General features: G+C 46.9%; 13 protein-coding genes. 1 reads left to right on the top strand and 12 read right to left on the bottom strand.

The genetic code is table 11. The features are described from left to right. Positions 1–43 precede the first annotated feature (43 nt). Entirely contained in the window at positions 44–1348 is a 1305-nt protein-coding gene (metK, locus tag I2I11_RS00865) for a methionine adenosyltransferase (protein ID WP_196265777.1), read from the bottom strand. A 274-nt stretch (positions 1349–1622) separates the two neighbouring features. On the opposite strand from metK, the gene I2I11_RS00860 reads away from it, so the two are divergent. After that, on the top strand, positions 1623–2426 hold the full coding sequence (locus tag I2I11_RS00860; protein WP_196265776.1) for a phosphatase PAP2 family protein: 804 nt from the start codon (positions 1623–1625) through the stop codon (positions 2424–2426). 78 nt (positions 2427–2504) lie between these two features. Here the strand turns inward: I2I11_RS00860 and I2I11_RS00855 are convergent, their stop codons facing one another. The 11 genes from I2I11_RS00855 to I2I11_RS00805 all read right to left on the bottom strand — a co-directional run bounded on the left by I2I11_RS00855 (position 2505) and on the right by I2I11_RS00805 (position 18705). Beyond that, on the bottom strand, positions 2505–4901 hold the full coding sequence (locus I2I11_RS00855) for a prolyl oligopeptidase family serine peptidase (protein ID WP_196265775.1): 2397 nt from the start codon (positions 4899–4901) through the stop codon (positions 2505–2507). Positions 4902–5037: 136 nt separating this feature from the next. After that, positions 5038–6717: an amidase gene (locus I2I11_RS00850; RefSeq protein WP_196265774.1), complete on the bottom strand. Its 1680-nt coding sequence runs from the start codon at positions 6715–6717 to the stop codon at positions 5038–5040. A gap of 95 nt (positions 6718–6812) precedes the next feature. After that, positions 6813–8255, bottom strand: a complete 1443-nt coding sequence (locus I2I11_RS00845) for a RagB/SusD family nutrient uptake outer membrane protein (protein ID WP_196265773.1) — start codon at positions 8253–8255, stop codon at positions 6813–6815. A 19-nt stretch (positions 8256–8274) separates the two neighbouring features. Next, positions 8275–8664 carry a hypothetical protein gene (locus tag I2I11_RS00840; protein ID WP_196265772.1) on the bottom strand — a complete coding sequence of 130 codons (390 nt, stop codon included), beginning with the start codon at positions 8662–8664 and terminating at the stop codon, positions 8275–8277. Next, positions 8628–8825 carry a hypothetical protein gene (locus tag I2I11_RS00835; RefSeq protein WP_196265771.1) on the bottom strand — a complete coding sequence of 66 codons (198 nt, stop codon included), beginning with the start codon at positions 8823–8825 and terminating at the stop codon, positions 8628–8630. Before I2I11_RS00835 ends, I2I11_RS00840 begins: the two co-directional genes overlap by 37 nt. A 144-nt stretch (positions 8826–8969) precedes the next feature. Continuing rightward, the gene (locus I2I11_RS00830) at positions 8970–10460 is read right to left on the bottom strand and encodes a hypothetical protein (protein WP_196265770.1); all 1491 of its coding nucleotides are present in this window, start codon (positions 10458–10460) and stop codon (positions 8970–8972) included. Between the two features lie 20 nt (positions 10461–10480). Further along, on the bottom strand, positions 10481–10714 hold the full coding sequence (locus I2I11_RS00825) for a carboxypeptidase-like regulatory domain-containing protein (protein ID WP_196265769.1): 234 nt from the start codon (positions 10712–10714) through the stop codon (positions 10481–10483). A gap of 731 nt (positions 10715–11445) precedes the next feature. Further along, complete coding sequence (locus tag I2I11_RS00820) at positions 11446–12831, bottom strand: RagB/SusD family nutrient uptake outer membrane protein (protein ID WP_196265768.1); 1386 nt, start codon at positions 12829–12831, stop codon at positions 11446–11448. A gap of 46 nt (positions 12832–12877) precedes the next feature. Continuing rightward, a complete protein-coding gene (locus tag I2I11_RS00815) occupies positions 12878–15883 on the bottom strand; it encodes a SusC/RagA family TonB-linked outer membrane protein (RefSeq protein ID WP_196265767.1) in 3006 nt (1001 codons plus the stop codon). 361 nt (positions 15884–16244) lie between these two features. After that, positions 16245–17114, bottom strand: a complete 870-nt coding sequence (locus tag I2I11_RS00810; RefSeq protein WP_196265766.1) for a DUF1735 domain-containing protein — start codon at positions 17112–17114, stop codon at positions 16245–16247. A 22-nt stretch (positions 17115–17136) separates the two neighbouring features. Next, positions 17137–18705, bottom strand: coding sequence for a SusD/RagB family nutrient-binding outer membrane lipoprotein (locus I2I11_RS00805; RefSeq protein ID WP_196265765.1), 1569 nt, complete (start codon positions 18703–18705; stop codon positions 17137–17139). Positions 18706–18723 lie beyond the last annotated feature (18 nt).

The raw sequence follows: 18723 nt of genomic DNA, 5'->3' as shown, positions 1-18723 counted from the left end.
GCTAACTATAGCAGGCTGTTTTGTTTTATATTCTTATCCAGAATTACAGACCAAACTCCTGTTTTATTTTATCCACATAGTCGAGCTTCTCCCATGTGAAAGTCTCAAATTCCTTTTCTTCTTTCTGTCCGTTCCTGCCTACTTCCACCTTTTTTATACCTGGTGTTCTGCCCATGTGGCCATAAGCGGCTGTTTCGGAGAAAATAGGGTTTTGCAGGCCAAAGCGCTGGATAATGGCATAAGGCCGCAGGTCGAACAGCTTGCTTACTTTCTCAGCAATTTCGCCGTCGCTCATGGTGTTCCCCTGCGCATCCTTCACTTTGGTAGAGCCATAGGTAGTTACATACAGGCCTACCGGCTTGGCTACGCCAATGGCATAAGCCACCTGCACCAGCACCTGATCTGCTACGCCGGCAGCTACCAGGTTTTTGGCAATATGGCGTGTGGCATATGCCGCGGATCGGTCTACTTTAGAAGAGTCTTTACCGGAGAAAGCACCGCCGCCATGCGCACCTTTGCCGCCATACGTATCCACGATGATTTTACGGCCGGTGAGACCGGTATCTCCATGCGGACCGCCGATTACGAATTTACCGGTTGGATTGATGTGGTGTATGATATCACCGTTAAACAGCTTTTGCGTACGTTCCGGCAATAAGTTCAGCACACGCGGAATAAGTATATTGGCTACATCCTCCTCTATCTGCTGCAGCATTTGCACTTCAGCTGTATTCTTGGCTTCTGTACTGTCATTTTCCGGCAGCACAAACTCGTCGTGCTGTGTAGAAATAACAATGGTATCTATTTTCTCCGGCACGTGGTTGTCGCTGTACCGGATGGTCACCTGCGATTTAGCATCGGGGCGCAGGTAAGTCATTTCCCTGCCTTCTTTGCGAATTGCAGATAACTCTTGCAGCAGCAGATGTGAGATGCTCAGCGCCAGCGGCATATAATTATCTGTTTCGTTGGTAGCGTAACCAAACATCATTCCCTGGTCGCCGGCACCCTGATCTTCCGGATTGGCACGCTCTACACCCTGGTTTATGTCGCTTGATTGGTCGTGTATGGCAGAGATAACGCCACAGGCATCCCCATCAAACATGTATTCTGATTTGGTATAGCCGATGCGCTTGATCACCTCACGCGCTACTTTCTGTACATCTACATAGGCCTTGGTCTTCACCTCGCCACTCAGTACTACCAGGCCGGTAGTTACCAGCGTTTCGCAAGCCACTTTCGATTGCGGGTCCTGCTCTAAAAAAGCATCGAGCAGTGCGTCAGATATCTGATCCGCTACTTTATCAGGATGTCCTTCTGAAACAGACTCAGAAGTAAATAAATAAGGCATTTATTATGGGTTTAGGTACAAAGTATAAACCTGCTACCTTTCAGCAGCGCGTGCAAAGCTAAGACAATTCTGCCACACTTAAAATAATGTAAATCTAAGTATTGCAAAGTGGCGCGGCCCAGCCATCATACCAAAGCCCCGCCTTGCCCCAGCCCCTTATACACAACTGCCGGCATGTAAAACTTTTTATCGGCTGTAGCGTTTCAAAAACGTTAATTAACCTCATTAAGGTACTTAACCTTATTACATTAATCAACCCCATTATAATACCTGTATGAAACAAATTTTAGCCATCCTTGCTATACTTACGCTCTTTGCCAGGCCGGCAATTTGCCAGAGTGACTCCCCTTATAACACAAGCCTGAAAGTGGATGGACCTGTAATTGTGGCAGGTATGGGTCTTAGTTACTATGGTTTAACCCTGATGCAGGATAAAGAAGGGCTAACTGCTGCAGAAGCTATGGCCCTTCAAAAAAGTGATGTAAACAGTTTTGATCGCTTTTCGGCCGGCTGGCATTCATTGTCTGCAAAGAATACCAGCGACTTTCCTTTTTATGGGTCTTTTGCAGCGCCTGTCTTACTGTTGCTCAACGACAACGTACGCAGCAAGGCGGGGCAGGTATTCGTACTTTATGTGGAGACCATGGCGGTGACGGGCGCTCTTTTTACCATGGCCAACGGAAACTATCCGCGCACACGCCCTTTGGCTTACAGCCCCGATGTTGCAATATCTGACAAGACAACGGCTAATGCACGGAGCGCCTTTTTTGCGGGCCACACTGCCGCCGCCGCTAGCGCCTCTTTCTTTGCAGCTAAGATTTTCAATGACTTTAATCCCGATTCCAGAGCCCGGCCCTATGTATGGGCCGCCGCTGCTGCGGTACCTGCCACAGTAGGATACCTGCGCCTCCGGGCCGGCAAACACTTCTTAAGCGATAACCTGATCGGCTATGCTGTTGGCGCCGCTTCAGGAATTCTGGTACCGCAACTGCACAAAAAATCAAACGAAACTGACATCAGCCTGATACCTGTATCTTCGCCGGAGTACAACGGCGCCGTGCTGACGTATACATTTTAGATTGTCTCCACATCTAACAAACAGAAAGCGCAGGAATTTACCGTTCCAGCGCTTTCTGTTTGTTCATTCCACTGCTGCTTATTTCTCCGGCTTCAGGTTCTCCTCGAACAGCTTGTAAACCCGTTTATACTCGTCTGTCCAGCTGGAGGGTTCCACGAAGCCGTGGCTTTCGACAGGGTATACGGCCAGCTCCCAGTTCTCTTTCCCGAGTTCAATCAGCCGTTGCGTCAGGCGCACAATATCCTGGAAATGCACATTAGTGTCTACCATGCCGTGGCACATCAGCAAAGCGCCTTTCAGGCCGTCGGCATAATAGATGGGCGAGCTTTTGGCATAAGCCAGGCTGTCGGTATAAGGCGTGTTGAGGATGTTGGAAGTATAACCATGGTTGTAATGCGCCCAGTCCGTTACGGAGCGCAATGCGGCTCCGGCGGCAAATACATCAGGCTGCGTAAACATGCCCATTAAGGTGATAAAACCTCCATAAGAGCCGCCATACAAGCCAATCCGCTTTGGATCTACGTCATACTTCTCTGCCAGGTATTTGGCGCCGTCTACGTTATCATCCAGGTCTTTTCCGCCCATAAAACGGTAAATACCGGTACGCACATCGCGGCCATACCCTGCGCTGCCCCTGTAATCGATGTCCATCACGGTATATCCCTGATCAGCCAGGAAGTTGTTGAACATGTATTCACGGAAGTAGCTGCTCCACCACTTGTGTGCGTTCTGCAGGTAGCCTGCGCCATGCACAAACAGCACGGCCGGTCCATTTTTCTGCGGTTTGGCCGGACGATAAACCCTTGCGTATACATCGGCCCCATCACGTGCTTTGAAGGAGATAACCTCCGGATCGCGCCAGTCATAAGACTCGAACTCTGCCGTAGTGGAGTGGGTAACCTGCTTTGGCTTAGCACCCTTTTTATTGTCCATCACAAACAGCTCCCAGGGCTTGTTGGTGTAGGAGTACAGGATAGCCAGCGTTTTCTCGTCCGGCGACATTGTTACTTCTGATGCACCTGGCATGGTAGTGAGTTGCACGGGCTCGCCGCCCTGCACCGGCAGACGGTAGAAATGATGCTCGCCCGGGTGTACTTTGTTTGCCGTAAAGTAGAAGTTCTTTTTATTATCTGACAGGCGCACATCCGATACTTCATACTTGCCGCTGGTCAGGGCTTTCTTTTTCCCGGTGTGGATATTCTCAGTATAAAGATGGGCATAGCCGCTCTCCTCCGATTCAAACCAGATATGCTCATTATCCGGTAGCCAGCCGATATCGCCGGGACCATAGTCTACACCCGGGCCGCTGATCCAGGCATCGTCGTGCTGGCGGTCTATCACGGTCAGCTTTCCCGTTGCCGGCTCCAGCGTCATAATCCAGCGGTCTTTGTTGTCCTCTGAGCGCGCTACGACTACGGCATTCTTCCCATTATCAGACCAGTACGGGCCATAAATAGCCACTTCCCGCATCTCCTGCTTTTGGGTTTTGCTTTCGGCAGTATCTTTCTTAGCCTCTTTTCCTTTTAGGTAAGCCGGCTGCTCGTAAATCCCTTCTATCCCCTTCATCGACACAGCATAAGCAGTATCACGCTGGGCATCATACACAAAGAACTCATACTTGTTTTGCGCATCGCCTACCTTGGTGCGGGTGCTGATGTCCTCTGTATAGCCGGAGGTGGTTACATAGTTTGGCACATCCGCAACTTTCGCATTTTTAGGGCGGCTAATCAGTTGGTAGGTAACAAAACGTTCGTCCGGACTAAGTATAACACTGCCCACGACCTTGTCGCCGATATATATTTCCTTTGGCCGGTCGGGAGCATCACGCTTCTGCTGCTTTTCCTGCGCTGCCTCGGCTTCCTCACGTTCCCGCACCACCTGCAGCAGGGCCAATTGCTGCTCACGCAGCCAGACACGCTGCGGATCTTTGCTCTCTGCATTGGTTGGTTTGTTGCCTTTCCTGAAGTCAGTTAACTGCTGTGTTTGTCCGCTGCTGATGTTCCAGGCATACAGGTTGTTGTCTTTCAGGTAAACCACTTTTTGTTCGTCGTGGCTAAAGCTGGGGTTGCTCTCCCGCTCTACGGTACCCGTTACCTGCCGTGCCTTTCCGGATTTAATATCATATAGAAAAACGTCGCCATTTTGCTCGTAAACCTTCTTTGTTTCGGCGCGGTTATAGTTGCCGTACGGAGATGGCAGGCTGCGCCGCTCCTGCGGACTTACCTTTTTGATGTTTGTGCCATCTTCGGAAGCGCTGTAAAGCGAATCGTGTTTGTTTCCTTCGGGGTTCCAATCAAAGTATACTTTGCGGCCATCCTCAGACCAGAAAACATTACTTGGAGAGGTTCCCATCCAGACAGGGTCGCGCATGATTTTTTCCACGCTAAGCACCATTTTACCATCTTGTGCCTGCAATGCGCCGCCGCATAGCAACAGCCAGGCTACCAGAGCCATGGCTCGCTTCTTTAAGAGCATATTGATTTTGTGTTTGGTTGATGAGTAAAGTTAATTTAAAAATCCCTGAATTTTCCGCCTAATACTAACATGGGATCTGGAAAGGCAGTGATTATAAACCACAAGTGCTACTGCCGGACAGAGCCAGGTTAACCTCCTACTTACCTGCTTTTGTGTTGGCAAAGGCCAGCTTCGGGTGCTGATCTTCGAAAGGAGTCAGTCCCTGGTAGAATTTGGCAAAGGCCAGCAACTGCGCTTCACCGAATAGCTTGCCCATAAAGGTGATGGTCGTGGGCAGGCCGTTTTCGCGGAAGCCGTTCGGCACCACCACGCACGGATGTCCCATCAGGTTGGTGACCACTAAGTTATTGCTGGCGAAAGAAGGGCTGATGTATACATCAATATCTTTCAGCTTCTCCTGCATCTGCTGCACCAGTAAAGTACGCACCCGCTGCGCCTGCAGGTATTCTACAGCCGGCACAAACCGCGCCGCCCTGAACTGGTTCGGCCAGGCACCTTTTTGCTGCTGCACCATCAGGCTGTCGCGCCCACTACGGGTTAGTTCGTCAAAAGCAGCTGCCCCTTCTACCGAGATGGTAAATGTCAAATCTCCCGCGGGCAGATCCGGAAGCGCTATCGGCACCAGTTCTATACCTGCTTTGCGCAGCGTTTCCAGCGTGGCCTGATCGTTTTCCTTGAAGCCATACTTCTGCTCAAAGTCTTTCTTTAGATATCCAACTCGTAATTTCTTCGGATTTATACTTGTGTTATAGTTAAACGGCGCGTCGTACACAGACGGGTCCAGGCCATCCGGGCCATAGATGGCGTTAAACACGATGGCACAGTCTTCGGCAGCACGCGTTATCGGTCCAATCTTGTCCATCGACCAGCTGAGCGCCATGGCTCCGTGGCGGCTCACGCGGCCAAACGTTGGCCGCAAACCGGTAGTGCCACACGCTGTGGAAGGTGACACGATAGAACCGAGCGTTTCGGTGCCGATGGCAAAAGGCAGCAGACCTGCTGCCACTGCAGAGGCCGAACCGGCGGAAGAGCCGCTGGAGCCTTTGGTAATATCCCAAGGGGTTCTGGTTTTGCCGCCGTACCATACATCCCCCATGGCCAGGGCACCCAAGGTAGTTTTGGCTACCAGCACTGCCCCGGCATCTTCCAGGCGCTTCACAACAGTAGCATCTTCATCAAGCAGCTGGTTTTTGTAGGGCATGGCACCCCATGTGGTTTTATAGGTGCGTGTCGAAAGCAGATCTTTCACGCCGAACGGTATGCCATGAAGCAGGCCTTTATACTTGCCGGCCTTTATTTCCTGATCTGCCTGCCGCGCCTGTTTCAGTGCTAGTTCTTCTGTGAGCGTGGTTACGCATTCCAGCGTGGGGCCATACTTCTTTAAGCGGGCCAGAAAGAATTTAGTGAGCTCTTCGGAGGAGATTTGCCTGGTACGGATAAGTTCTGCCAGTTGCGGAATGGTATAGAACGCCAGTTCGTTTCTGTTCTTCGGAAGCTTTACCTTCTCCGGCCGCGCCACTTCAAAGGGCACACGCTGCTGCTCGAAAGTATAACCCACCGGAATAGGGTTGAACACCAGTGCGGGCGCTACACTGTTCGGCAGCGGCACCTCGCGTATGGCTTCGTAATTCTCCCGCAAACTTTCCAGCTCTGTAGTGGCCGAATCAAGTTGAGCGTCTGTAAAATGGAGGCCCATCAATTGCTGTGCGCTTTGCAGTATGTTCACCGTTATTTTATCATCGGCTATTTTAGTGATGAAAGCACCTGAGATGAAGCAGATGCTGCATAGCATAGCTGTATTAAGTTTTTTATTCATTTCCTTCTATAATTAGAACATCATACAATATACCGGATTTGTTGATAAAAAAAGGGAGGCATTAGCCTCCCTTTTAATTTTAGAATTCAATTAACTTAATATCCCGGATTCGGCTCAAGAGACGGGTTAATATCCAACTCACGCTGCGGAATAGGCAATATAGTATAATTACCTCCAAAAACAGCTTTATCAGCACCTTCTCCACTGGTTCTTAATGGTTTCTCATAGCGGAGCAAATCCATTCTGCGGAAGCCTTCAAACGCAAGTTCCTTTCTGCGCTCATTCAGAATAGCATCAATGAACGCTTCTTTAGAGCTAAACGTAGCTGTGGTCCATAAAGGCAATCCTGCTCTTGCCCGCAACTGGTTCATCAGGTCAATTGCTTCCTGTGTTACACCTTCCTGCTGAGCTATAGCTTCTGCTAAAGTCAATACAACTTCTGTTACCCGTATAACAGGCGAATTATCTGAGTTATTGGCTGCATCAGGATATTTTAAAGTGAACAGGTGGGTTTCCGCATCAGCAGCAACTCCTTCGGAGCTTAGCGAAGTAAAGCGCAGGTCGCCGGGTTCCTCCTGATAGGCAGCTATCAGATCGTCAGAAAAAGGAGCATCTCCTCTTCCGCCATCTGATGCCGGACGGTAGTAGGATGCGAGGCCCCCGCTTCCTGTGCGGCCATTATCTATAGCAGAGTTCTGGATTGTAAACACATCTTCCGATGAATTGGCGTTGTAAAAACCATAATCACCGGCCAGCTCATACGACGGCGCCTCTAAAACCTTTCTGGCGTATTCTTCGGCCTGTGCCCAGTTCTCTCTGTACAGGTATAATCTTGCCAGTAAAGCCTGAGCGGCTCCTACAGTAGCCCTGCCACGCATTTCCGACGGATCTCCAAACTCAGCAGCCGTATTAAGGTTCGGAATTGCTTCCATCAGATCCTGCTCTATCTGCGCATGCACCTCATTCAGTGTAGCTCTTTCCGGGAAATCTATCTCCCCTTCAAAAGACTCCAGAACCAGGGGTACAGAAAGGTTTGTGCCATCAGATACCTGATAAGGCTGTGAAAACAAATTAGACAAATTGAGGTATAACAGCGCTCTCAGGAATTTTGCTTCTGCAACAACCTGCACTTTTTCTTCTTCTGTAAAGCCCGGATCTGTAACTGCAGGCGTTTTAGCTATAACTTTGTTGGCTCTTAAAATGGCCCGGTAATACACCTGCCATAAGGTTTGTATACTACTGTTAGAGCCTACTACATTGTAATTAGCAATTTCCTGGAGTGTAGGAAAGGAGCCTACAAATTCCACATTATCTGCCTGAAAATCGCCTATAACCTGCGTTAAGCCGCCATAAATCTCGTAGTTCTGCAAGGTACTGTAAACACCATACAGGGTACTCATGGTGGTAGCTTCTGTTGCGAAAGCAGCTTCTCCGGTCAGGTCCTGCTCCGGCTTTAACTCGTCGAGCTGTTTCTCGCAGGAGAATAGCCCCACCGATAAAGACAAGCCCAAGGCTGCAATAATATATTTCTTATTCATTCTTTTTAATTTTAGTGCTTTAGAAAGTAAGGTTAACACCAGCAGTAATTGTTTTCGGCTGAGGCAAAGCAAAGAATGACTCTCCAACAACCTGATTGTTTCCTGCATCTGCAGAAACTTCCGGATCCGGTCCTCTGAAATCTTTGTCCTTGAAGGTTAACAAGTTCTGTGCCAGCACATACACGCGTGCAGAGGTGAAAACATTTGTTTTGCTGAGTACGGTACTTGGAATGTTATACCCTAACGACACAGTCTTCAATCTCAGGTAGGAACCATTCTGCAACTGCAGGGTAGAAAGCTGAGGAAAGTTAGGCGCAGTGGGGCTACTTAATGCCGGCGCAAACGCATCGCGGTTTTCAGGAGTCCAATAATCTAATAGGTCCGTACTCTTATTATAAGCGCTGGCCATGTTCTCTGTAAATCGCAAGCCATCGATAAGGACTTTGTTGCCATAAGAGAAGTGCCAATACAGACAGGGTCGCGCATGATCTTCTCCACGCTGAGCACCACCTTCTTGTCCTGCGCCAGCAGTGTGCCAGCGCCAAGTATCATATAAGCCAGCAAGGCCATGGCTCTCTTTCTAAATAGTATCTCGTTATATATGGGTGATTGATTCTGTAGTAGCTAAAAGTAAGCTGCCAAACGCACAAAACAGCCGCCCTAAGTTAGAGCGGCTGTTTTGTTCAAGATGACTTCTAAACGTAGGCAAAACTATTAGTAAGTTATAAACTGGTTAGTTGTAACGATGTTACATTTGAATGTCTTCACAATCAACACTGCAGGAGTTCCATCATTAGGCACCACTTTAAAGGACACTCTCAAGCCTACAAACCCTTCTGTTGAAGGTTCCGCACTCGTTTTATATCCTGCAACCGCACCAACAGCATACTGCTTGTCTCCTATCGTTTCTATCCTTCCGGAGGTTATTTCACCATCATTCAATAATACCATTTCGTATTTGATGTTTTGAATGGATGCGATTTTAAGTACCTCCGGATTGAAAACTAACTGAAAGTTACTTGGACTATTGTAAGTGTTTGTATAGTAACTACCATCAAGGTCATAACCACCGCCAAACTCAGTCTGTTTTGCATAATGAATAACCTTCTGTTGCACAGTAGGCCGCGATGAAATATAGAATATGCCTGGAACCTTGTTATATCCATACGCATAATCAGGATCTCCATAACCTGGCACAGGCAAAGTGAGACGTGGCAGACCAAAGTTAGATTCAATAGTACCCGTCAGCGATGTGGTAGACTTGAGCTTAAGTGCCATTGAGTTGCCTGAGTTATCTTTCTTCTTCGTGAATATCCCACTTAGAATATTTGTCGCAATTCCAGACACTCCACTGGTAATGGCTTTGCTCAACCCAGCCTTGATAGCAGTTGTCAGCCAAGATGATGATCCTGTTGGCGTGTCGTTTACTTGATTTGTGCTGGTAATTTGTATGCCGGTATTTGACTTGTTAGTGTAATTTGGAGAGAGAGTTAAGTTAATACCCGGCGCAGAGAAAGTTGGCATGTTTCCGGTGATTGTGCCAGATCCATTAGCTTTGAAATCCTGAATGTTCAAGGCTTTCATATCCCATATAATGCTATAGGACGATTTGTTGTATGCAGGGATCTTTGAATCATAGGCAAGTTCATACTCAAAGGCGTACCAAGTGTTAGCCCTGTATAAGTCCTTTTCAACAGTAGACGCTATACGAGACCGCATGTTGAAGTCTACTACCTCCTGGTCTGCAAAGTCAAGCAAAGGTGAACTAGTTGTACCAGAGCCAGCCAGACTGAGATTATGTACCATATGCTTGCTTTCTTTCGGATACTGTCCCGTAAAGTAGTAGAGCCGTATAATCCCCCTGTATTTGTTGTAGAGGATAAAGTACCCATTCGTTTCGGTGCGCTGGTTATTAAATATATTGTAAAGCAGTTCCCAACCATCCGCTCTCTTGTAGTCGTAGAGCATGTCGAAATCAATGCCAGTGCTAGCACCAGTTTCCCATGGTGCTTCTGGCTCTTTCTGGCCAGGAGCCACAGGCATGTACTTCACGTTCTCCCAGTCAAGAGGATACGATACATTATAAACGGATGAGGCCTTCAATGGATTTTTCCCTTGATCCGGCGCAAGCACCTCCTCTTCCTTACAACTCGTCGCTCCATACATTAAGAGCAAACAGATCATTAATTGGTAAATCTTTTTCATAAGTGTCAATTAATTTAAGTTTAACATAGAACCTGTTTAGCATTTTTCGCACTCTCCGGCACATTCACAGTATAAGACCCGTTAGCACCGGTGGCTGTTCCCACAGTCGTACCCTTCACTATAACGGAAACACCCGGCAATCCCTGCCCGGTGGCCTGGTCGGTTACTGTACCCGACACTGTTTTGCTTTGTGCCAGTGCCTGTTGTAACAAGGCAAACATCAAGGCAAAACAAATTAGTAGACTTCTTTTCATACTAAATACTTGTTTTGGTTAGTTGTTAATTGTTGTTTGCCCAAATATAATTAGAATATTACAAATACCAGCAATTCCAGAATTTACTACAATAAAACCTTCCCTATCATTATACCTTATGCATCTACCTCATGCATAATATAGTATATCCACATTTTAAAAAGGAAGCTAAAAATATATCCCAGGCCTGCAGGCCCGAGATATATTAAAAGAAAAATGTATCTATTATTTAATTAAGCAACTATAGTCATATAGCCATTGTATCTCATACAATCTGCATACCTAAACTACACCAGCATGTTCCGGAGCTTTGGATGAAGTGTATTGCCTGAAGCAACACGCATATATCCGAGACAGAAGCTCTCTAAAGTTGCACTACTTCAACAGCAAATGTTATAAAGAAGACAGCAATAGTGTACCTGCCAAATAATGAAAGTTATATTTATCCATAAATAATTTGATACTTTTACCTAATGTTATAACAACTATCTTATCACAGCATTCTTATATAATCCACGTGCTCCGGTTCCATGCAGTTATACTGGTCTTTGCTCCCGATGGGTAGCTCCGGCCAATTGTTTATACGGCTCTGAAACGGGTTCTGGACTGATGCGCTTTGCCCGTTGCAATATCATGCCTCCCTACCGAATATACGGCTCCACCTAATAAAAAGCTCCCAGGCCGTTTGCACGATCTGGGAGTCTTTTTTATTAGGATGAAGTTAAATTTACTTACCCTCCATAACCCTCATTTTGTGTAACATTCGGATTTGCATCTATCTCGGCTTGCGGAATTGGCTGGATGAGTCTTGGGTCACCGGCCGGTATCAACCTGGCTGACGCAGGATGATGCACAGTACGCTCTATCGGTAATCCCAAACGCATCAACGTCCAGTAGCGATGGCCTTCAAAAGCAAGCTCTTTGCGTCTTTCTGTGATAATATCCTGTATAAGCTGATCACCTGATGAAGTATAAGCATCAACACCTCTGGCTGCCATCAGTTCGTTCAGTACAGCTAACGCTTCCGCATCCTGGCCTGTTCTGGCGTATGCTTCAGCAAGCGTTAACAGCACTTCAGAATAACGGACAACCTTGATATCATCCTTATCGGCAGGGTTCGCTCTGTTGGTATACTTGTTAACAATGTATACGTGCTCATTGGCTTTTTCACCTTCTATAATCACGTCGCGGCGAACATCGCCCTCGCCATACAGGTTCACCAACTCCGGAGTGGCTACAATATCACCATAACCCTCCTGATCATACATATTAGCAAGCGCATTAGAGAAGTTGTTGTCGATAGCATCCAGCGAAATTTCGAATATGGTTTCTACTTTATTGCTAACTGGTACCGGGTTATGCCAGTAATCCACATAATCTGCTGCCGCAACAAGCTTGTAACCGCCATTATTTATTACATCCAACGCCGCTTCTTTGGCCTTCTCGTAATCTCCCATAAACAGGTAAGCACGCGCCTGCAAGGCTCTTGCTGCATATTTGCTCATGTAAGAGGCATCCTGCGCATCGGCACCCATCATCTCATATGCCTTTGTATAATCAGACATAATCTGATTGTAGACTTCTGCCACAGTGCTACGGGCTGGTTCTGCATCCTGGTCAAATTCAGTTACAATAGGCACACCGGGAGCAGTTGGATCTGCAGTATACGGCTTGGCAAAGAACTTCACCAACTCATGATAAGCAAGCCCTCTTACGGCATAAGCCTCACCTTTCACCTGGTTAACAACTTCCGCATCAGCATCAGGGAGTTCTGCGTTGATCACGGTGTTTGCCCTGAGGATGGTTTCATACAGGTTGGTCCACATCTCCGTAGGTTCGGTACTTGAAGCCGTAAGGGAGAAAGCATTCTGGTTCAGATAACGGCCGGCATTATCAGCTGATATGTAAGTATTATCAGCCAGTAAGTCTCCGAGCAGCGGAATATTTCTGCCCCAGGTTTCATAAGTGCGCATTGATGCATAAACGCCATTCATCGCGGCCTGCAATTCTGCCTCAGTAGTGATGGCACTGCCAATCGGAACAGAAGCATAAGGCTCCTTTTCCAGAAATTCATCTTTGCATGAGCCCAACAACATAGTTGCCGAGAGCAAAGACATATATATTAGTTTCTTGTTCATAAAGAATTTAATTAACATTTAAAGATTAAAAGCTGACGTTCAATCCAAAAGTGACTGCTTTGTTAATAGGAATGTTCGCATTCTGGAGGCCATTAACACCTGCTTCCGGATCTATGGGAAGATCTTCGTCATACACTTTTGTCAACAGGTTTGTGCCACGAACATAAACATTAACGCCGGTCAGTTTTATCCTGTCTAACAGAGAGCTTGGCAGGTCATAGCCTAACTGAAGGTTTCTGAGGCGTATAAAATCTCCTTTGTACAGGAACCTGGTTGAGAAGCTACTGGAGTTGTTTACCAGCTGATACTCATAACGGGGCACATCAGTGACGTCGCCTGGTTGCTGCCATCTGTCCAGCTCTTTAGCATATTTATTAGATAACGGATAACCACCATCCATCATATAATATTCCCATGAATCTCTTACATAGTTGCCAAAGTTATACACGATTAGGGCATCTAAAGTAAAGCCCTTGTAAGAGAAGGTGTTGTTAAAGCCTCCAAAGAATTTAGGGGATGCGCTCTCGTATGGAACACGTGCAGCCTGGCTATATACTGATGTTGTTTCTGTTTTATCAGCATCTTTCCACCACAGAGGGTCGCCTGTCTGCTCATCTACACCAGCCCACTGACGCACATAGAAAGTTCTATAGTCCAGGCCTTCTCTTAAGATGAAAGAGCCATCAATAATATCCTCTCCTTCCGGCAATTCTGTAATCTCATTCTCATTGGTCGCGAAATTGAAGCTTGTTCTCCACTTAAATGCGCCATCTATCGGATAGCCGGTAATTGCGAGTTCAAGTCCTCTGTTTTTCATCTCGCCCACATTTTCCAGTATTTCAATAAAACCTGTTGTTCTGGAGATTGGCCGCTCAAACAGGAGATCACTTGTAGTTCTTACATAGTAATCAGCTGTCAGTGTTATCCGATCTGATAAGAAGCCTAAGTCAATACCAACGTTAAAGGGCTTGTTTTGCTCCCAGGTTAAGGCTGTGTTACCGATTTCAGTAAAAGCGCCACCAGGCTGCTGGTTGTAGTTAATACCATAGCCGTACAATGGTCTCCAGGCATAGTTCGCAATATCACCGTTACCATTTACACCGTAAGAAGTGCGCAGCTTCAGGGTAGACACAGCCTCTACAGCCTGCATAAATGCTTCTTCGTCAACGTTCCATGAGGCACCGATTGACCAGAAGTTACCATACCTGTTTTCTGAGCCGAATCGGGAAGAACCATCACGACGGAAGCTGCCACTCAACACATACTTATCAGCATAGGTGATATTAGCTCTTGACAGAACAGACGAGAAAGAATAGTCGTTACCTGATGCGCTTGCCTCTGAAGGGCTTGCCGCTACTACAGTTCCTGTCAAAGCTGTTGTTGGCGGAAAGTTCGTAGCACTGCTGGTAATTCTGTACTCGTTGGATTCCTGCGCTTCATAACCAACAGTTACATCGGCAGTAAGTTTTTCTACGCCCGGCACTGTAAAACGATAGTTCAACAGGTTTGTAGCAGTCCAGTTAAAAATACGGGTATAGTAGTCGAAACCATAACCACCGTAGTTTGTACCATCACCATGGAAAGGGTTCCAGTACATTCTTTCTTCCAGGTTGATATAGTCAACACCTACCTGGGTAGAGAAACGCAGGCCTTTTATAATGTTCCAGCCAGCGCCAGCAGAGCCCAGTATTTTAGTATTTGACAAGTCTCTTTTATCGTTTTCTACCAGGTATAAGGGGTTATAGTTACCGCCAAAATCCAGAATGCCCTCCTGGCTGATGTTATAGGAGCCATCCGCATTGTAAGGACTTTGTGTTGGCAACAGGAAGCCGATAGCACCCACCGGGTTAGCAAAGGCGCCACCGTTAGAAGGCGTATTCTGCCCTATGTTAGAGGCTGTTAAAGTCGTGAAGAAGTCGATTTTATCATTTACAGTATGGTTCAGGTTCAGGGAACCGGAAATTCTGCGCAATTCTGATCCGATAACGGGCGCTTCCTGATCAAACAGGCCGGCCGAAGCATAGAACCTTGTTTTTTCGTTACCGCCAGACGCTGAAAGGTTATACGTCTGCTGTGTACCTCTTCTGGTTACCAGATCTCTCCAGTCTGTATCGATGCCGTTACCCTGGCCGAAAAGGCCTAAGTACTCATCCACCGTTGCCTGATCTGCGCCCGCATTTGCAAGGCCTTCTCCTGTAAGTTCCAGCCACTGCTCAGCAGTTAAAAACTCACCGGCATCCGGCACTTTGGCAACCTCAGTGTAGCCTTGCTCGGTAGAGAAGTTGAATTTGGTTTTACCCGCTCTACCCTTCTTCGTTGTAATCAGGATTACACCATTAGCACCTCTTGAACCATAAATAGAAGTAGAAGCAGCATCTTTCAGAACTGATATACTTTCGATATCGTTCGGGTTTATACCTGCCAGCTGGTTTGATGTAGTTGTTAATCTCGAAACATCGCCTGTGTTAATGATAACACCATCTACTACATAAAGCGGATTAGAGCCGGCGTTGATAGAACCAATACCTCTGATACGGATCTCCTGGCTGGCACCAGGCTGGCCTGAAGCACCAACTGACTGCAAACCAGCTACCTGGCCTTGCAACAACTGGTCAACTGAAGCCACCGGTCTGTCTTCCAGTTCTTCTGCGCCAACGGAGGCTACAGAACCTGTCAGTTCCTTTTCAACCGTAGAACCGTAACCGGTAATTACAACTTCGCTTAACTGCTCGTTATCAATCGCCAGCGTAACATTGATTACACTCTGTCCGCCAACAGGAACTTCTTTTGTCTCATATCCAATGTACCTGAATACCAAAGTATTGGCGTTAGCCGGTACATTCACGGCATAGGATCCATCTGCACTGGTTGCCGCTCCCACAGTGGTACCTTTCACGATAACGGAAACACCCGGCAATCCCTGCCCGGTGGCCTGGTCGGTTACTATACCCGACACTGTTTTGCTTTGTGCCAGCGCTTGTTGTAACAAGGCAAACATCAAGGCAAAACAGATTAGTAGACTTCTTTTCATACTAAATACTCGTTTTGGTTGATTGTTGGTTATAATTAGTGTTATTTTTTCTCCAAATATACTCAGAATATTGCATGCCCAAAATAATTTTGCCGGGTGCACCCCAACTTTGCGTAAAATACTATGCTGGAAGACAATAATTTAAGGCTCCGGCCCAATCGGTAGCCAGAATATCTTGTGTTATATGGTTATCGAGCAACAGCCGTCTTCTTAAACGACCTGCTATTCAATTGTGATATATTATCATTATATAGGTATAAAGTATAATAGCAATCACATTTACATTGTATGATAAACAAAATAAAAAGGAGCTGCTTCATTAGAAGCAGCTCCTTTTTATTTGTACTGATAATTCTGATTATTACTTCATCTTAAGCGTCTGCTCAAATTGCCTTGCGCCTGCATTGGAAGTCCACTTGAGGTAGAAGGTTTTGGTAGCCGGATCCCAGTGGCTGGACGGATCTGTTGCTATCGGCAGAAGCGATGTCATACTTACAGTTGCCAGGTTAGTTGCCGGGTCTACTGTTATAGAGAACGCATTGCTGTAAACCCCAATCAGGCCGGGCAGCATCTTAACCGAATACTGGCCTGTGGTAACGAGATCTACGGTATTGGTGCCGTTACCTAAAGTGGAAGTATAGGTATTGGTGTAAGTACCGTCGTATTCATTCTTGGCGCCAATTGCAATAATTGCTGTGCTGTTGTTACCGCTGATTATGCCGGCACTCGACTCCGTTATCGAAACAGGTATGGCATAGCTGTTATCGAAATCCAGCATATCTGGCTTAACTTTTACCATAATTACAGCTTCGCGCTTGCCGGCAGGTATAGTTACGGTTGTTGTCGGGAACTCGTAAATGGACTCGGACAACAATTTATAAGCATCATGATCTTCTTCTTCATCCAGCGGGTCCTCATCTTCATTAAACCAGGCATTATACTCCGCCATAGCTTCCGGATCTACTTCCAGGTTTACAGTAATGTCCTGGGGAGCTGTACCTGCACCGGAGTAGCTGATAATCAATGGGAACTCCGCTTCCGGCACAATGTCGAAAGAATTAACATATAGCGGATAAACAGCATCTACCGGTGATTGTATTGCGCCGCCCGCACTCTTGATCTCTATAATATTAGGAGAATCATCAGGGTTGAAGATAGGATCTTCGTCAAGGCACGACGATAGCCCGGATACAGCCAGGGCTAACATCAGTATATTTTTTATCTTTTTCATCTTAAGAAATTTAAATCGTGAACTAGTCAACATCGTAGAATAACCTTGTGCCGAATACATCGATGCCCTGCGGTACGTTGGCCGGGTTTACCTGCTGCTCCGAAGCCGGATACAATATTCGTAAAGGCAGCTTATCGGGTAGTGGCGAAGATGATCTGATGGAAGCAAAAGTTGAACCGGCTGATACGCTCGGATAACCTGTTCTGCGGTATTCGTTCCAGGCCTCAAAACCATGAATAAAGTTCAGCGCGATATACTTCTGTGTAATAATCGCCTCCAGCTTTTGCTCCTGTGATGCTGCTAATTCGAAATTAACCAGCGGATTTTCCACATTCACAGTGTCGGTATAAGCAATCGCATCATTTACCGGATCATACCCGGGCTCTACGCTGTTGGTAACGTTCTTGTAAAGGTATCTGAACGAATTCTCTATCCCATTGTGGTAAGCTGTCTGCGCATCGCCTACCAGGTAGCCTTTTAAGTATGCCTCGGCCTGCAGAAAATCACTTTCGGATGCCAGTATTATTGGCTGCCCCATGCCCGGACCTTTAAACAAACCGATTCCGCCGCCTACAAACCATGCATTGTTTCCTGATGGCGCCGTAGGCACATCAGCGCTTTCGTCTCCTAAATCGTTGGTTGGCGTCTGAGGAAAATTACGGTACGTCACATCGCCTCTGGCTTCGTCCAGCACTTTGCCACCATCGTAAAAGCTATAAGTATAGTTGCTTGGTATACGTGACCGGCCTGCTCCGCTTGCGGTTCCGGCAGCCGTTGTTTTGTAACGATCCCAGTAGGGGTTCTGCTTTCCTGCACTTTCGGTATAGCCGGGGTTTACCAGAGCATCCTCTGTTAAAAAACCGCCGCTGACATCAAAATTGGCAAATTTCTCGCTCGCATAAGCGCTTAAGGAAGGAACACCTGATATGCGAAGCAGCATTCTGAGTTTCAGGGTATTTGCAAATTGTACCCACTGGCTCATTTTGCCGTCAAACATCACGTCTCCTGCTGTAATAGCATTTGCTACACGTGGCTCAGCAGTCAGGGCGGTGTTGATGATAACAAGCGCAGAATCCAGTTTGTTGTCAATCAGATCCTTGTAAATGTCCTCTGCTTTGTCATAAGTAGGCGTAATCATGCTACTGCCCTGCAGGGCAGTAGTATAAGGCACATCGCCGTAGGTATCAACCAGCATCTGATAGTTGTAAGCTATCATAATCTTAGCGATTGCATTATAAAAGGCCAGCGTAGGGTCGCTCTGCGAGCTGGTCTCTATATACTTGTAATCATTCAGGTTATCAAAGGAGTTATCCCACAGGCTAGCATAGTCCCCTGAGGTATAGTTATAGGTCAGGGTAGAACCCCAGCCGCCGAAGCCGCCGGCGTTTACGATATAGCCTACATGCCAGGAGCCGTAATCATTATAAACAACTACAGTTTGAGCAGTGTTGGTGAGGGCATTGGGCAGCACCTGCTGGGGCGAAGATGTTGTAGCCTGATTCGGGTTTTCATTAATGTCCAGGAACTGTTCACACGAAAACACAGAAAGAGCCAGAGTGCTTAGTATAAGCGTTCTTAATATTCTCTTCATGATTATATTTTAACAATG

This window comes from Pontibacter rufus (assembly GCF_015694705.1).
Taxonomy (GTDB): Bacteria; Bacteroidota; Bacteroidia; order Cytophagales; family Hymenobacteraceae; genus Pontibacter; species Pontibacter rufus.
The sequence above is the reverse complement of the archived record's forward strand: the minus strand, read 5'-3'. Positions and strand labels throughout refer to the sequence as shown.

Bases quoted from the DNA above. Each gene is read 5' to 3' on its own strand.
- metK (WP_196265777.1), bottom strand. From the start codon at position 1,348: ATGCCTTATTTATTTACTTCTGAGTCTGTTTCAGAAGGACATCCTGAT.
- I2I11_RS00860 (WP_196265776.1), top strand. From the start codon at position 1,623: ATGAAACAAATTTTAGCCATCCTTGCTATACTTACGCTCTTTGCCAGG.
- I2I11_RS00855 (WP_196265775.1), bottom strand. From the start codon at position 4,901: ATGCTCTTAAAGAAGCGAGCCATGGCTCTGGTAGCCTGGCTGTTGCTA.
- I2I11_RS00850 (WP_196265774.1), bottom strand. From the start codon at position 6,717: ATGAATAAAAAACTTAATACAGCTATGCTATGCAGCATCTGCTTCATC.
- I2I11_RS00845 (WP_196265773.1), bottom strand. From the start codon at position 8,255: ATGAATAAGAAATATATTATTGCAGCCTTGGGCTTGTCTTTATCGGTG.
- I2I11_RS00840 (WP_196265772.1), bottom strand. From the start codon at position 8,664: ATGGCCAGCGCTTATAATAAGAGTACGGACCTATTAGATTATTGGACT.
- I2I11_RS00835 (WP_196265771.1), bottom strand. From the start codon at position 8,825: ATGGCCTTGCTGGCTTATATGATACTTGGCGCTGGCACACTGCTGGCG.
- I2I11_RS00830 (WP_196265770.1), bottom strand. From the start codon at position 10,460: ATGAAAAAGATTTACCAATTAATGATCTGTTTGCTCTTAATGTATGGA.
- I2I11_RS00825 (WP_196265769.1), bottom strand. From the start codon at position 10,714: ATGAAAAGAAGTCTACTAATTTGTTTTGCCTTGATGTTTGCCTTGTTA.
- I2I11_RS00820 (WP_196265768.1), bottom strand. From the start codon at position 12,831: ATGTCTTTGCTCTCGGCAACTATGTTGTTGGGCTCATGCAAAGATGAA.
- I2I11_RS00815 (WP_196265767.1), bottom strand. From the start codon at position 15,883: ATGAAAAGAAGTCTACTAATCTGTTTTGCCTTGATGTTTGCCTTGTTA.
- I2I11_RS00810 (WP_196265766.1), bottom strand. From the start codon at position 17,114: ATGAAAAAGATAAAAAATATACTGATGTTAGCCCTGGCTGTATCCGGG.
- I2I11_RS00805 (WP_196265765.1), bottom strand. From the start codon at position 18,705: ATGAAGAGAATATTAAGAACGCTTATACTAAGCACTCTGGCTCTTTCT.